Below are 12,325 nucleotides of genomic sequence, written 5' to 3' on the forward strand. Positions count from 1 at the left end.
TGCAGCGGGGCACGCCCCAAGCCTCACCTTCAGAAGCGGCTCTGCAGGTGGAGCTTGGGGCGTGTTGGTGGGCGCTGGTTATACTTCATCGGCTAGCACTTCCGCCCGAAAACCAGCTGCAGCCAGCAGCTGAATCAGGAGGGAAGGCTGAATAAAACTGCCCCGGCATTCTACCCGCAGAATATTGTCGCAGTCCTCTAGGTCGAAATTCGCGTGGTAGTCCTGAAAGTTCTGGTGAATCTGGTCCAGAATCAGCCGGGCGTGACGCCGGGCTCTGACGTTGGTTTTAAACACTTCGACCATGACGCAGGCGTGCTAAAAAAATGACAATCGACTTGCTGGCAGTGAATTATGTCCGCCCGGACGCTACCCCGGCGGTGGGCTCAGGAACGGACGGGCCGGTAGGTGAGCAGCAGCACGCCGGAGCGGGTAGTTGTGCTGTCAATGAGGGTAAGGGTGGCTTGGCTTTCCTCGGTGAAAAGCTTTTTGCCCTGGCCTAGTACCACGGGGTGCACCATCAGCCGAAACTCGTCTATCAGGTGGTGGGGTAGCAGCGTGCGCACCAACTCGGCGCTGCCATACAGCAGCAGGTTCTGGTTGGGCTGCTGCTTTAGGTTGGCTACCTCTTGCACGACGTCGCCCCGCAGCAAGGTAGCGTTCCACGCCGCCGTTTCCAGGGTAGTAGAGGCCACAAATTTGGGCAAGCGGTTCATGCGGTCGGCGAAGCCATCCTCGTCCTGCATGGTGGGCCAGGCGGCGGCAAAGCCCTGGTAGGTTACGCGACCCAGCAGCAGGGCGTCGCTAGCGAAAAGTAACTCTTGCTGCAATTGGCCCACTTCCTCGTTGAAGTAGGGGCTAGTCCAGGCCGGGTTTTCCATCACGCCGTCCAGGGTCAGGTACATGGCAACTGTTAGCTTACTCATGCGCTATTCGGGTAGGGATGAGGCGGTTATTGCTGGGGCTGCTTGTCGTAGTTGAGTAGCCAGTCGATGCTGAACCGGTCGGTGAACATGCCGAAGGTGGCGCCCCAGAAAGTGTCTTGCAAGGGCATCGTGACGGTACCGCCTTCGGAAAGCCGATCAAAGTACTGCCGGATTTCTTCCTCGCTGGTGCAGTTCAAGGACAGCGACACCATAGTGCCTTTCACCACCTTATGCATGCCCTCATCGGAGGCCATCAGTGTGAAACCTTCGCGGGTTAGGCTGGAATGCAGAACACCATTTTGGGCTTCCTCGCCTACGTGCTCAGCGGCGGGCGAGCCGGCAAACGGCTGAATCATTAGCTCGCCGCCCAGGCAGGCTTGGTAAAAGGTCATGGCTTCGCGGCAGGTGCCGGGAAAGGTAAGGTAGGGGGTGAGGTGGAACGTGCTCATGAGTAAGTAGTAAGAAAAAAGTGAGAAAAAGCGGGCTAGCTAGTGGGGTGTTGCTACTAACGAATGTAGTAATATTGGCCCCTGACTATCTTTGTTCGCCAACAAAATTAGCAAAGCCGCGTTTGCTTTAGCAGGGCTGATTCCGACTAATTCAGGGTTGATTGCGACATCCCGTTTTCTTAGCTTTCCCTACCATGAAGCACATCTCAATTCTGGTTCCTCAGGGGGCCATTCTGGGCAGCATTGAGGGGCCCCGACTGGTGTTTGCCGAGGTAAATGCGCTACTACAGCGCATGGGCCGGCCGGCGTTGTTTCAAATTCAACTAGTGGGGCTCAGCCACGATACGCGCGTGTGCGGTGGCCGCTACACCGTAGCGGCTGATCTGCTGCTATCGGAAGTTGCCCGTACTGATCTGGTTGTTATTCCGGCCGTGGATGGGGACCTAGCCCAGGCCCTGGAAATGAACCGAGAGTTCCTGCCCTGGATTGTGCAGCAGTACCAACGCGGCGCGGAAGTAGCCAGCCTGTGCATGGGCGCTTTCCTGCTGGCGGCCACCGGCCTGCTGGCGGGGCGGCAGTGCACCACTCACTGGGCAGCTGCCAACGAGTTTCGGCGCATGTTTCCGGAAGTGGAGCTGCGGGAAGACCGGCTGATTACCGACGAGCACGGCATCTATTCTAGCGGGGGCGCTTTCTCCTACCTCAACCTGGTGCTCTACCTGATTGAGAAGTACGCCGGCCGAGAAATGGCCGTGTTCTGCGCTAAAGTGTTTCAGATTGATATTGAACGGGTTAGTCAGTCCGCCTTCGTGGTGTTCAATGGGCAGAAGGCGCACGAGGATGAGCCCATCAAAAAAGCCCAGACTTACATCGAGGAAAATTACCGCGAGAAAATAACCGTGGATCAACTGGCGTCTATGCTGGCGCTGGGCCGGCGCAACCTGGAGCGCCGGTTCAAGAAAGCTACTTCAAACTCTGTGGTCGAGTATATTCAGCGGGTGAAAATAGAAGTTGCCAAAAGCAGCCTGGAATCGACGCGGGAAAACGTGAACGAGGTGATGTACAACGTGGGCTACACCGATCCGAAAGCCTTCCGTCTCACCTTTAAGCGCGTAACCGGCCTCTCACCCAAGCAATACCGCAGCAAGTACCACCGCGAAACGAGCGTGGCGGGGTAAGCAGCGCGGCGCCCCAAGTTCGCAGTTAAGCAGACAGTAGGCTAGCTGCTCGTCATGCTGAGCGCAATGCAGCATCTCGCGTGCTGACGTTGAAGTTCCTGCCCAATGATTCGAGCGAAATGCCTCCTTGCACGCGGCAGAACGGACTTTTTTGTTCGGAGACGCACCCTAATAAAACCGCCCCGGCCCCACGAATACGTATCCGTGGGGCCGGGGTATGTAATGAGCTAAAAAGCGAGTTGGCTGGGCTACTGGTTGTTTGCGTCGTCTATTTTGCCGCCGTCGTTGGCGGTGCTGGGAGCGGCGTTGCCGGTGCCGTAGCTGGTTTGGTCCTTGGTATTATGCTGGGTGTGGTGCTTGCCCTGGTTATCGTCGCCGCCGCCCGTGTTTTCCGATTCGGCGTTGGGCTCGTCGCCGCGGTGGCTGCTGCCTTTGGCATCCCGAACAGTTTCGCCGCCGTCGTTGCCGTGGTTTCCGCCGTGGCGGCCGCTGGTATCGTTGGGCTTGTCCGTGTTTTGGTTGGCAGCGCCCTGCTGCTGGCCGCTTACGCCGTGCGCGTTTTCGGGGCGGGAGGCAGCGGTGCCGTCGTTGGCCGCCTGGGCCTGGGTGCGGTTATGCTCGTTCTGATCCATAGCAAGAGGGTAGGTGAAGAAGCGGAAAGGAAAAACCAGTTTGTCTGTACGGGTTGTAAGCCAGGTAGTTAATGGTTGAGCAGTCTTTCGTGCTACTTCTGAGTTGATAGCTCAGCGACTATAGGTTTAGGGCAACAGCGGACCCGGGCTGATGTTAGCTGCTAGGCATATGCACTGCTCGGGAGCTGCCGACGTACTCGTAGCAGTATTAGTGTAAGCGAAAGTCTCAGCCCAGCAATCAGGCTGTATGGACAGGAGGTTAAAAGAACGTCATTCCGAGCTTGTCGAGGAATCTCGCGTGCTGTTGTTGCAATAGTAATTCTAACATCAGCACGCCAGATTCCTCGACAAGCTCGGAATGACGTTCTTTTTTGAAGCAAAAGTTCTTGCTGTCTACACACCCTAATGCGGCATGTGGCTGATCTTGGCCTCGTCCAGGTCTAGCTGGGCCTCCTGGTGCCGTAGCATTTCTTCCTCAAATACATTCTCGCGGCGCAGCACAAATAGCTCCTCCCGCTGCACGTGCAGCACATCCAGCAGCACCTGATGGTAGCGCTGCAGCGCCCGGCGCTTTGTCTCGTCGTAGTCGAGGGCTTCGAGCAGGTTGCCGGTGCGCTGGGCCTCGGCCTGCATGCGGTGTTGCAGGGCACTGATGAGCTCGTTGTTCTCGATATCGGGGCGTACTGCTGGGCCAGGTGGGCCAGGGCCACCCGCCGCAGGCGCAGCCGAATGCCAGCTTCCTGCTCTTCGGGCGGCATGCGCTCCTCCTGCTCCGCTACCCCCGTAAAGCGAATAAGAGCCGGCAAGGTCAGGCCCTGAAACACCAGGGTCACCAGAATAACCACGAAAGTGATGAACAGGATCAGGTTGCGTTGGGGGAAGGCCTGTCCGTTGTTTAGCAGCAGCGGCACCGACAGGGCTGAGGCCAGGGATACTACCCCCGCATGCCCGCCCACCCCAAAATAAGCGTCCCCTGCCAGCCCGGACTGGTTTCTGTGGCGCGGATACGGGGGCTAAGCCAACGCGGAATAAAGGCCGCCGGATACATCCACACTAGTCGAATGATAATTACCATGACGCTGATAATCAGTCCGTAGGTAATGGCTTGCTGCAAGGAGTAGGAGCCCAGGCCTTCCACGGCCACGGGCAGCTCCAGACCAATGAGAATAAACACCAGCCCATTGAGGGCAAAACCCACGCTGGCCCACACGCTGGTGGCCTGCAGGCGGGTGTCAGCATCGAATACGCGGTGAGAGAGGTGAGAAAGCAGCAGCCCGCCACTGACCACAGCCAGCACCCCCGAGAAGTGAAACTCCTCGGCCAGCAAGTACATAACGTAGGGCGCCAGAAAGGTGAGCAGCGTATTGATGCTAGGCGTAGTGGGTAGGTAGCGGTGAATCAGGTAGAAGCCGTAGGCTACGGCCAGCCCCACTACCAAGCCCATACCGCTGACCAACACAAAGCTGGCAACGGCCTCGTGCCAGGAAAACGTCCCCGAGACCACGGCAGCCAGTGCAAACCGAAACACAATCAGGCTGCTGGCGTCATTAATCAGGCTTTCTCCCTCCAGAATGCTGGTTACGCGGCGCGGCACTTTGATACCTTTCAGCACGGAAGTAGCCGCTACCGCGTCGGGGGCGAGATGATGCCACCCAGCAGGAACCCCAGCGGTAGGGTGAAGCCCGGAATCATGGCCCTGGACACGTAGGCGACAATAGTAGAAGTGAAAAACACCAGCCCGAAGGCCAATAGTCCGATGGGGCGTTTCCACCGCCAGAAGTCCTGCCACGAAGTATCCCAGGCGGCCTGGTGGAGCAGAGGCGGCAGAAAAATCAGAAAAATCAGGTCCGGATTGATAACAATGGTCGGCAGTCCGGGCACGAAGCTGAGCGCTAGCCCGGCCAGCACCAGAAAAATAGGGTAGGAGATGCGCAGCTTCTGGCCCAGCATAACGAGCAGCAGCATGGCAAACAGCAACCCCAAAACCAGCAGAATATTTCCGTGTAGTGCGTTGTCGTGCATGAAAGAGCAGGTATGGATGCAGCAGCAATATCACATCCTTCTTATAAGAATGCTTGCTACCGAACTGCGACCCCGCCACAAAGCGCCCGGCTCGCTAGCTTGATTGGGCGTAGCAAGCCGAAGCCGCGCAGCTTATGGTTACAGCTGGCCCGCGCTTAGTAGTGCTTTTGGCTAGCATCCTGAGTAGGGTAGGAGAACTACGTTTGCCTAGTGGCAATTACCCCGACTGTCTAATCTCCCTCAGCCTGGCAGCCTAAGTCAAAGTTCTGAGGAACAGCTTTCTATATAAAGTATAGTAAGCCTTGTGAAGAACGCAAAAAGCCGCCCAGGCTAAGGCGGCTTTTCGACTTTATAAACTCACCTTATTCCGTGAGCCAGGTAGAATTCTGGAAGAGGTAGCTATTCCGCTAATTTCGGCTGCACCAACAGCACAATAGTTGGGGCGTTGGGCTACTGACGGTATGCTTGGCCCGAGCGAATAATCTGACCCGCATGCTTGCCGTTGCGCTTAATACGGGTGCCTTCAGCCAGCTCCAATCCTACTACCGGCGCTTCGCAGGTAGCGAGCGGGAAGTCCCGGTCGACGTAACCAGCGGCGGCCACATGCAGCACCTGGCCCCGATAAACAGGGTCCTTAATCACAAATTTGCCTTCTGAGTTCGTAATCTGCGGAATGCGGCTGCCCACCAGCTGCACGGTAGCTCCAATCAGAGGCTTGCCCTCGTCGTTGAGCACTTGGCCGGTAAACTGGGTGCACTCCAGCCGGGCGGCCGGTGCAGCGGCGGCAGTGGTTGTTGCCAGGGCTAAGCGCTCCGTTGCAGGCTCCGTGGTCTGAGCCGATGCGGTAAAGGAAAAGGTTAGCAGGGCAACAAGGGAAGAGAAGAGTAAGGTAGAGCGCATAAGCGGTGGGTATGGGTAGTGACGTAATAGAACGTGTGGTATTAAACGAGGAAAGTTGAATATAGTTAAAAAAAAGTAGAATTAGTGCAATGTCTGGTAAAAATTTGAAAACTGCCTTCTGAGCAAATCGGCGCATTACCTAGTCGGATTGCTACGCAAAAGTAGAAGGTTATAATTAATAAGTTGAACAATACCGTTTGTATAGCCATATCTTATGATATACAAGCAAATGAAACAGCACTATTCCTAGTCGTAAGTAGCCGTACACACAGGTGCGCGTATAGCGGGGTAGACGTTCTGCTACTTCATATATCAGGTAGTGTTCCAGTAAGCTCAAAGCGCGCTAGTCAGAGCCACCCGAAGCAGGCCGCCCTGCGAACTATACTGAGTAGCGTGCGAATGACAACCTATAATGAGTTAGGCCGGGCAGTTATAAAAACTGTTTGAACGCAGCCAACCAGCATAACCCGAGGAAATTTACCGTGCAAGCGAAGCGGGGCAGCTCGGCTCAGAAACCTGCTTTAAGCCTAAGAAGAAAGTGAACAACACGAATGCTGCTCAGAATCTGCGCTATTTCATTGAGTTACACACCGCCTTGCTCTGCACCCGCAACTCATGACGCTATGCTGTAATTTTTCGCTTCCGCCGTGTAGATCAGTGCGTTGGCCTGGGCGCAGACTCCATTGGTCCAATACTACAGCGCGGGCCTGGACGCAGCCATACCTTTGACTCATTAAGTATTCAGCGCGCGTAGGGTTTATGGAAAGGAAGACTCGTACCGCGTAGTGTTGGCTCCGGCAAAAGGAGTAGGGTGGATGAATGATAATTGCCGGCCAATGCGACGGAAAAGGCCGCTGCCTCGGGCAGCGGCTTTTTTATGCCCCTACCCCTGCCTACCCGACTAACCCACGTTGGCCTCCTAAATAGCACACGGAAAGCAGCCGCTAGTGCAAAAGGCCTAGCCGAAACGCTTTGCTATGCGGGCGCCTGCATTCCACTACCACCGTTGTCATCCTTCCACTTAGCCCCTGACCAGATAGGCAGTACCCTTGCGAATACACTCCGGTATGATAAGTGAAATGCAATGGACTCTAGCCAACTTACTTGCTGCCTTATTAATGACACAAGACTAAAAACCTGGATATCAATGACAATCGAGTTTGTGTCAAACTTAAAATAACCGCCAATACTCGACACAAATGTTTGTGTCATTTCGTGGTAATTTATAATTGAGTGACACAAAACAAGCCTTATTCTCGTTAGCCAGTTTATGGCTTCTGATCCTACTCCACTTACGCTGCAAGCATTGCGGGCGCGCTATGGCCTGTCGCAGGCGCAATTAGCGGAATATCTTTCGGTTTCCCGCGCCCAGGTTTCCATGGCTGAGCAGGGCCGCCGGGTATTGCCCGCCGCCACGTGGGCCAAGCTACTACCTCTTATGGCTGTGCTGGAGACCCCAGCAGCCGCCAGTGCGGCTGCTACTGCCCTTGATGCGACCAGTCGGGTGGCCCTGCAAGGCCGCTTGCGCGACTGCACGCACGAGGCAACTCGGCTGCGGCAGGAGCTGGTACTGCTGCGGGCCCGCGCCGTCCGGCATCAAGCGGTGCTAGGGGAGCTGCTACCGCTGTTGCGCCCACTGGCAGCAGCCAGTGGCGCGCCTAAAGATGCGGCGTGGCTGGCGTTGCGGGAGGAAGAATCTTTGCGGGAAATTGAGCGGAGCGGGCCGGCCGCGCAGGCCCTGCTGGAGCTGCGCATTGATGCCCTCGACTATGAGGCCGGACAAGCGGCCCTGCGCCTGGCCCGGTCAGTAGACCTACTCAGTTAAGCTCTGTTCTTGTTGAAGGCGAGAAGGTTGCTGCGTGTGGTCTCGTGCGTGCAGTGCCACGTGGCCCGCCCCAGCCTATGCGCCGCGTTGGTGCCTAGCCGGGCGGTTGCAAAGCGCCGGCTGATAGGTTATCTTGTCTGGTCCTCACTTGCTTCTGTCCTATGGTGTCTCCGGCTATTTCCGATTACCTGCAGGTGACGCACCGTGCCGACCTGGACGTGCTTATTGTGCGCTGGCTCCGGCAGCCTTCCTCCCAGGAACTGCACGAAGGATACCGCGCCGTGCTAGCCATAGCCCAGCAGCCGGGTTGTCGCTACTGGCTGGTAGATGGGCGCCGCCGTACCAATGCCAACCAGCAGGGCGTGGCCTGGATGATGGAAACATTTTTGCCCCTGGTAATGGCGCGCCTGGGAGGCCAAGTATTTATAGCTTATTTGTTCGTGCCCAATCATCTGGCAGAGCTGGAAGCCGATGCTTCCGTGCCGCCTCTCACCTACTTCGACAACCTACCGTATCATATCCGTCGCTTCGCGGATGAGCAGCCCGCTATGGCGTGGCTGGCGGAATGCCGGGTCACGTACTGCTGAGAAACCCCGCGTGCCAGCCCGAAACCTCTAGCGGTGCTAGGCTGGATGCGGCTAGCTACTACCTGCGGGGCCGCTTTCGTTTATGTGTTCGGATTACTGCACGCCTTGCACGCGCATGGCCAGGGTATATACTGCCTCGGATGCCGTAATAAACAAGGTGCGCCGGTCCGGGCCCCCGAAGCACACGTTGCCGGTCCACTCGGCCGGAATGGGAATGTGCGTGAGCTGCTGCCCGGACGGACTGTACACCGTTACACCCTTGCCCGTCAGGTAGATGTTGCCTTGGTTGTCAATGGTCATACCATCGGAACCCTGCTCCACGAATAGCTGGCGGTTGGTCAGTTTCCCGTCGGGTCCGATTTGGTAACGGTAGGTTTTGTTGGCGTCAATGTCAGCCACGTATAGCTGTTTGCCGTCGGGCGTGCCAATAATACCGTTGGGTTTTTGCAGCTGGTCGTCAACCACCACGGGCTGGCGCTGGCCTTTGGCTAGGTAGTACACGTTCTGCCCGCCCAGGCCGGCATCCGGGGTAGTACGGGCCCAATATGTGCGCTGGTAGTACGGGTCCGTGAAGTAAATACCCTCACTCTGGGGGCTGATCCACAAGTCATTCGGGCCGTTGAGGCGGTGGCCGTGCACGTCTTGCAGCAGCACCGTGGCCTGGCCCTGCGGATTGATGGACCAGAGCTGGTTGTTCTCATCGGCACAGGCCAGCAAGTTGCCCTGCTTGTCGAAATAAAGACCGTTGGCACGTCCGGCCGGCTCCAAAAAAACCGACAGCTTCCCATCGGTGCCGTACTTCCAGATTTTGTTGTTGGGCTGGTCGGTGAAGAACACGTTGCCTGCCTTGTCCACGGCGGGGCCTTCCGTAAACTTGAACTGCTTGGCTACCAGTCGCGGCGTGGCCTGCGGGGCAATAAGGGGCTTGTCTGGCGCGGAGCCGCTGCTAGGTGGGGCAGCAGGTACGCACTGCCAACTACTACCAGGGCCAGGCCGGCCAGGAAAACTACGGAACGGTTTTTCATCGTAAGCAAAGGCAGCAAGCGTAAGCTGAAAAGCCAGCTCATTTGAGTACGGGACACGGCTCTTGATAGATGCCGAACAAAGGCAGTCCGTAGGCCCGTAAGCTAGCTCAACAGCAGCCCCCAGGCGCTTTTCGCCGTACTAACCAGTAGGCGCATACGCTGGGCTGTGCCCGAGCGGCGCTAGTTTTTTCTGCTGCTGATTCTGTGCTGCCCTACTTATTTCCCTATTACCCTTGCTCTAGGCACGCTACCTGCTGAATGGCGTGTGATGGCACTATCAGGGGCTGAAGGAAGCGTGAGAACTGCTTTACCCCAAGCCGAGTACCTTCGCCTGGGCACGGAGCAAGAAACCGAGCCCTCCCTTCTTGGATCATGCGCACGCAAGCAGGGTTTATTAGGATGTAGCCGACCTGGAGAACCGTCGGAAACGCCCCGCTTCCGCCTGCGTATGTGTAATTAAATATTCCCGCAAAGCTATGCTTGATTTTGTTGCTCTATTTCGTCCGTTGTTTGAGCGTAGCCAGTCGCTATACTTCGTATACCACGTGGAGGCGAAAAAGGTAGAGTACGTGAGTGCGGCCTACGAAACCATCCTGGGGCACCAGCCCGAGGCCGTTAATGAAGAACTGCCGCAGCTACTAGCCCGCCTGCACCCCGAGGACCAGGAATACGCTGCCGCCCGGCTGAATCATTTGCTCAACGGCAAGTTTGTGGAAGACGTGGAAGTGCGCCTGCTACCCCCGCCCGGCACCGAGGGTCGGCCCCAGTGGCTTTGCCTGACGGTGGGCCGCGTGGAGCAGGCTCCGGGCCAAACCTACCTCAGCGGCACCGTGCAGGATACCACCCGCACCCGCGAGTACATGGACAACGCCGACCGTTTCAACAAGAAGAAGAACACTACCCTTGAAATTCTGTCTCACGACTTAGCCGGTCCCTTCATTATGATAAAGCAGGTTGCGGGATACGTCAGTGAGCGGATTGAAACCCTGCACGACGAGCAGCTCTCTGAACTACTGCTCACCATGCAGACTACCTGCCAGGACAGCGTAAACCTGATTCGGGACTTCGTAGACAATGAATTTTTGGAGTCCTCCGGTGTCAATCTAAAGCTGGAACGCGTAGACTTGGCCGCTGAGGTTGGGGAGATAGTGCAAGAGTTTCAGAAATCCGAAGCCGAGATAAATAAGCACGTTTCCTTTGAAAGCCCGGAAACCTGCTACCTCCACCTCGACCGTAACAAGTTTATGCAGGTGGTTAACAACTTGCTTAGCAACTCTTTGAAGTTCACCCCCGATGGCGGCCACATCCACGTCCGGCTTCAGGATCAGGGTAGTGAGGTACTGCTTACGGTGGTAGATACTGGTATCGGAATTCCGCAGAAGTTTCAGGACCGGCTGTTTGAGCGGTTCACGCCGGCCCGGCGGCCGGGCCTGCGCGGGGAGAAGACCACGGGCCTGGGCATGTCCATTATTAAAGTGATTGTGGAGCTACACCGGGGCCACATTTGGTTTGAGAGCGAGGAGGGGAAAGGAACCACCTTCTTCATCCGCTTGCCCCGGCAGGAGTCGGCCTAGCCTGCTCGCCCGCTACGCAACGTAAACGCCTGGCAAAACCCGGATTTTCTATGCAAACCGTCGGCTTTGGGTTAGTCGGGGCTTTTTGATGGCTATTGCGGGGCGGCCTACGTAAAACAGGTTTCACCAACCCCAACGTAGTGTATGTGCGGCCGTTATACTGTCACCCCGCCCTCAGCGGCGCTGGAAGCCCGTTTCGAAGCCACTTTTGCCGGTCCTTCGGCACCCAATTACAACGCGGCGCCCTCCCAACAGCTACCCGTAATTCTGAACACCGATCCTGGCCGCATTCAGCTGATGCAGTGGGGTTTGCTACCGGGCTGGGTGAAGGATGCAAAGAAAGCTCCCCGGCCCATTAATGCTCGCGCCGAAACGCTCAGCGAGAAGCCGTCCTTCCGGACGCTGCTGCAACGTCGGCGGGCCCTGGTGCTAGCTGATAGCTTTTATGAATGGCAGATAACCGACCATGGTAAGGTGCCGCACCGCATCCTGCTTAACTCCCAGGAGCCCTTTGCATTCGCCGGCCTCTGGGATGAGTGGCTGGATCGGCAGACGGGAGAAGTACTACCTACTTTTACTATCATCACCACGGCGCCTAACAGCCTAATGGAGCCGATTCATAACCGCATGCCCGTGTTGCTGCCGGACCGCTCGGCGGAGCTAGCTTGGCTCGACGATGGAGCAGGGGTAGCCGCGCACCAGGAACTACTACGCCCGTACGCTCCTGAGGCCATGCGGGAATACGTGGTAAGCACCCTGGTAAACTCTCCGGCCCACAACGAGCCTGCCGTATTGGAGCCCGCTGCCTAAGATAAGTGACGCTACTGGTTGAACTAACCAGGTAAAAGGTAACGGCTAGCGGAACAGCTCGTTCCGGCGCAAAGCCCGCTCGTAAGGCAACACTGGCGGACGGCGTTTTTTCAGTGCCTTGCCAAACAAGCCAGTTCTTACGCGCTGTCCACCGCCCGGGGTAGGCCTAGCCGGCGCTGCTTGGGCTGCATCGGGGACGATGATGCTAAAGGTCACCAGAAAGACGAGCGAAGTAAACAGGTTTCTCATGGAACTTTGCAGGTATAAAGTTGAACTTATATGCAATGGTAAATAAAATATTTTATTTATACCATATAAAATATAATGATGTAATGCACCGCTACTATCTAAGCTTGAAAAGTTGCACGCTCAAGTAACTGTTCAGCTTCTCGCGGAGTTG

The 12,325-nt window shown here is 56.6% G+C and carries 16 protein-coding genes; 5 read left to right on the forward strand and 11 right to left on the reverse strand.

From position 1 onward, the window contains the following. Positions 1 to 78 precede the first annotated feature (78 nt). The 3 genes from MUN84_RS12880 to MUN84_RS12890 all read right to left on the reverse strand — a co-directional run bounded on the left by MUN84_RS12880 (position 79) and on the right by MUN84_RS12890 (position 1,372). On the reverse strand, positions 79 to 303 hold the full coding sequence (locus MUN84_RS12880) for a hypothetical protein (RefSeq protein WP_244694455.1): 225 nt from the start codon (positions 301 to 303) through the stop codon (positions 79 to 81). An 80-nt stretch (positions 304 to 383) separates the two neighbouring features. Beyond that, on the reverse strand, positions 384 to 923 hold the full coding sequence (locus MUN84_RS12885; RefSeq protein ID WP_244694456.1) for a dihydrofolate reductase family protein: 540 nt from the start codon (positions 921 to 923) through the stop codon (positions 384 to 386). A gap of 26 nt (positions 924 to 949) precedes the next feature. After that, positions 950 to 1,372, reverse strand: a complete 423-nt coding sequence (locus MUN84_RS12890) for a VOC family protein (RefSeq protein WP_244694457.1) — start codon at positions 1,370 to 1,372, stop codon at positions 950 to 952. Between the two features lie 194 nt (positions 1,373 to 1,566). On the opposite strand from MUN84_RS12890, the gene MUN84_RS12895 reads away from it, so the two are divergent. Beyond that, positions 1,567 to 2,550 carry a GlxA family transcriptional regulator gene (locus MUN84_RS12895; protein WP_244694458.1) on the forward strand — a complete coding sequence of 328 codons (984 nt, stop codon included), beginning with the start codon at positions 1,567 to 1,569 and terminating at the stop codon, positions 2,548 to 2,550. 248 nt (positions 2,551 to 2,798) lie between these two features. On the opposite strand, the gene MUN84_RS12900 is transcribed toward MUN84_RS12895, so the two are convergent. The 5 genes from MUN84_RS12900 to MUN84_RS12910 form a co-directional block, all read right to left on the reverse strand. Then, positions 2,799 to 3,182: a hypothetical protein gene (locus MUN84_RS12900; protein ID WP_244694459.1), complete on the reverse strand. Its 384-nt coding sequence runs from the start codon at positions 3,180 to 3,182 to the stop codon at positions 2,799 to 2,801. A gap of 402 nt (positions 3,183 to 3,584) precedes the next feature. Continuing rightward, positions 3,585 to 3,815 (reverse strand): hypothetical protein, encoded by a 231-nt coding sequence (locus tag MUN84_RS23850; RefSeq protein ID WP_317238929.1) that lies wholly within the window; start codon positions 3,813 to 3,815, stop codon positions 3,585 to 3,587. 301 nt (positions 3,816 to 4,116) lie between these two features. Beyond that, positions 4,117 to 4,794 carry a cation:proton antiporter gene (locus MUN84_RS23855; RefSeq protein WP_317238930.1) on the reverse strand — a complete coding sequence of 226 codons (678 nt, stop codon included), beginning with the start codon at positions 4,792 to 4,794 and terminating at the stop codon, positions 4,117 to 4,119. An 11-nt stretch (positions 4,795 to 4,805) separates the two neighbouring features. Continuing rightward, a complete protein-coding gene (locus tag MUN84_RS23860) occupies positions 4,806 to 5,204 on the reverse strand; it encodes a cation:proton antiporter (RefSeq protein ID WP_317238931.1) in 399 nt (132 codons plus the stop codon). A gap of 450 nt (positions 5,205 to 5,654) precedes the next feature. Beyond that, positions 5,655 to 6,104, reverse strand: coding sequence for a carboxypeptidase-like regulatory domain-containing protein (locus MUN84_RS12910; protein WP_244694460.1), 450 nt, complete (start codon positions 6,102 to 6,104; stop codon positions 5,655 to 5,657). 1,270 nt (positions 6,105 to 7,374) lie between these two features. Here MUN84_RS12910 and MUN84_RS12915 point away from each other — a divergent pair. Together MUN84_RS12915 and MUN84_RS12920 are read left to right on the forward strand one after the other, a co-directional pair. Further along, entirely contained in the window at positions 7,375 to 7,929 is a 555-nt protein-coding gene (locus MUN84_RS12915; protein WP_244694461.1) for a helix-turn-helix domain-containing protein, read from the forward strand. Positions 7,930 to 8,090: 161 nt separating this feature from the next. Continuing rightward, the gene (locus MUN84_RS12920; protein WP_244694462.1) at positions 8,091 to 8,516 is read left to right on the forward strand and encodes a hypothetical protein; all 426 of its coding nucleotides are present in this window, start codon (positions 8,091 to 8,093) and stop codon (positions 8,514 to 8,516) included. Between the two features lie 93 nt (positions 8,517 to 8,609). On the opposite strand, the gene MUN84_RS12925 is transcribed toward MUN84_RS12920, so the two are convergent. Then, a complete protein-coding gene (locus MUN84_RS12925; RefSeq protein ID WP_410780103.1) occupies positions 8,610 to 9,434 on the reverse strand; it encodes an SMP-30/gluconolactonase/LRE family protein in 825 nt (274 codons plus the stop codon). Then, on the reverse strand, positions 9,404 to 9,541 hold the full coding sequence (locus tag MUN84_RS12930) for a hypothetical protein (RefSeq protein ID WP_244694463.1): 138 nt from the start codon (positions 9,539 to 9,541) through the stop codon (positions 9,404 to 9,406). The genes MUN84_RS12925 and MUN84_RS12930 overlap by 31 nt, the downstream gene beginning before the upstream one ends. 476 nt (positions 9,542 to 10,017) lie before the next feature. On the opposite strand from MUN84_RS12930, the gene MUN84_RS12935 reads away from it, so the two are divergent. Both MUN84_RS12935 and MUN84_RS12940 read left to right on the forward strand, forming a co-directional pair. Beyond that, positions 10,018 to 11,115 carry a PAS domain-containing sensor histidine kinase gene (locus tag MUN84_RS12935; RefSeq protein WP_244694464.1) on the forward strand — a complete coding sequence of 366 codons (1,098 nt, stop codon included), beginning with the start codon at positions 10,018 to 10,020 and terminating at the stop codon, positions 11,113 to 11,115. A gap of 144 nt (positions 11,116 to 11,259) precedes the next feature. Then, the gene (locus MUN84_RS12940) at positions 11,260 to 11,925 is read left to right on the forward strand and encodes an SOS response-associated peptidase (protein WP_244694465.1); all 666 of its coding nucleotides are present in this window, start codon (positions 11,260 to 11,262) and stop codon (positions 11,923 to 11,925) included. 45 nt (positions 11,926 to 11,970) lie between these two features. Here MUN84_RS12940 and MUN84_RS12945 read toward each other — a convergent pair whose 3' ends face one another. Beyond that, a complete protein-coding gene (locus MUN84_RS12945; protein WP_244694466.1) occupies positions 11,971 to 12,174 on the reverse strand; it encodes a hypothetical protein in 204 nt (67 codons plus the stop codon). Positions 12,175 to 12,325 lie beyond the last annotated feature (151 nt).

This window comes from Hymenobacter sp. 5516J-16 (genome assembly GCF_022919335.1).
Lineage (GTDB): Bacteria > Bacteroidota > Bacteroidia > Cytophagales > Hymenobacteraceae > Hymenobacter > Hymenobacter sublimis.

Coding starts and splice junctions, on each gene's coding strand:
- MUN84_RS12880 (WP_244694455.1), bottom strand. CDS start 303: ATGGTCGAAGTGTTTAAAACCAACGTCAGAGCCCGGCGTCACGCCCGG.
- MUN84_RS12885 (WP_244694456.1), bottom strand. CDS start 923: ATGAGTAAGCTAACAGTTGCCATGTACCTGACCCTGGACGGCGTGATG.
- MUN84_RS12890 (WP_244694457.1), bottom strand. CDS start 1,372: ATGAGCACGTTCCACCTCACCCCCTACCTTACCTTTCCCGGCACCTGC.
- MUN84_RS12895 (WP_244694458.1), top strand. CDS start 1,567: ATGAAGCACATCTCAATTCTGGTTCCTCAGGGGGCCATTCTGGGCAGC.
- MUN84_RS12900 (WP_244694459.1), bottom strand. CDS start 3,182: ATGGATCAGAACGAGCATAACCGCACCCAGGCCCAGGCGGCCAACGAC.
- MUN84_RS23850 (WP_317238929.1), bottom strand. CDS start 3,815: ATGCAGGCCGAGGCCCAGCGCACCGGCAACCTGCTCGAAGCCCTCGAC.
- MUN84_RS23860 (WP_317238931.1), bottom strand. CDS start 5,204: ATGCACGACAACGCACTACACGGAAATATTCTGCTGGTTTTGGGGTTG.
- MUN84_RS12910 (WP_244694460.1), bottom strand. CDS start 6,104: ATGCGCTCTACCTTACTCTTCTCTTCCCTTGTTGCCCTGCTAACCTTT.
- MUN84_RS12915 (WP_244694461.1), top strand. CDS start 7,375: ATGGCTTCTGATCCTACTCCACTTACGCTGCAAGCATTGCGGGCGCGC.
- MUN84_RS12920 (WP_244694462.1), top strand. CDS start 8,091: ATGGTGTCTCCGGCTATTTCCGATTACCTGCAGGTGACGCACCGTGCC.
- MUN84_RS12930 (WP_244694463.1), bottom strand. CDS start 9,541: ATGAAAAACCGTTCCGTAGTTTTCCTGGCCGGCCTGGCCCTGGTAGTA.
- MUN84_RS12935 (WP_244694464.1), top strand. CDS start 10,018: ATGCTTGATTTTGTTGCTCTATTTCGTCCGTTGTTTGAGCGTAGCCAG.
- MUN84_RS12940 (WP_244694465.1), top strand. CDS start 11,260: ATGTGCGGCCGTTATACTGTCACCCCGCCCTCAGCGGCGCTGGAAGCC.
- MUN84_RS12945 (WP_244694466.1), bottom strand. CDS start 12,174: ATGAGAAACCTGTTTACTTCGCTCGTCTTTCTGGTGACCTTTAGCATC.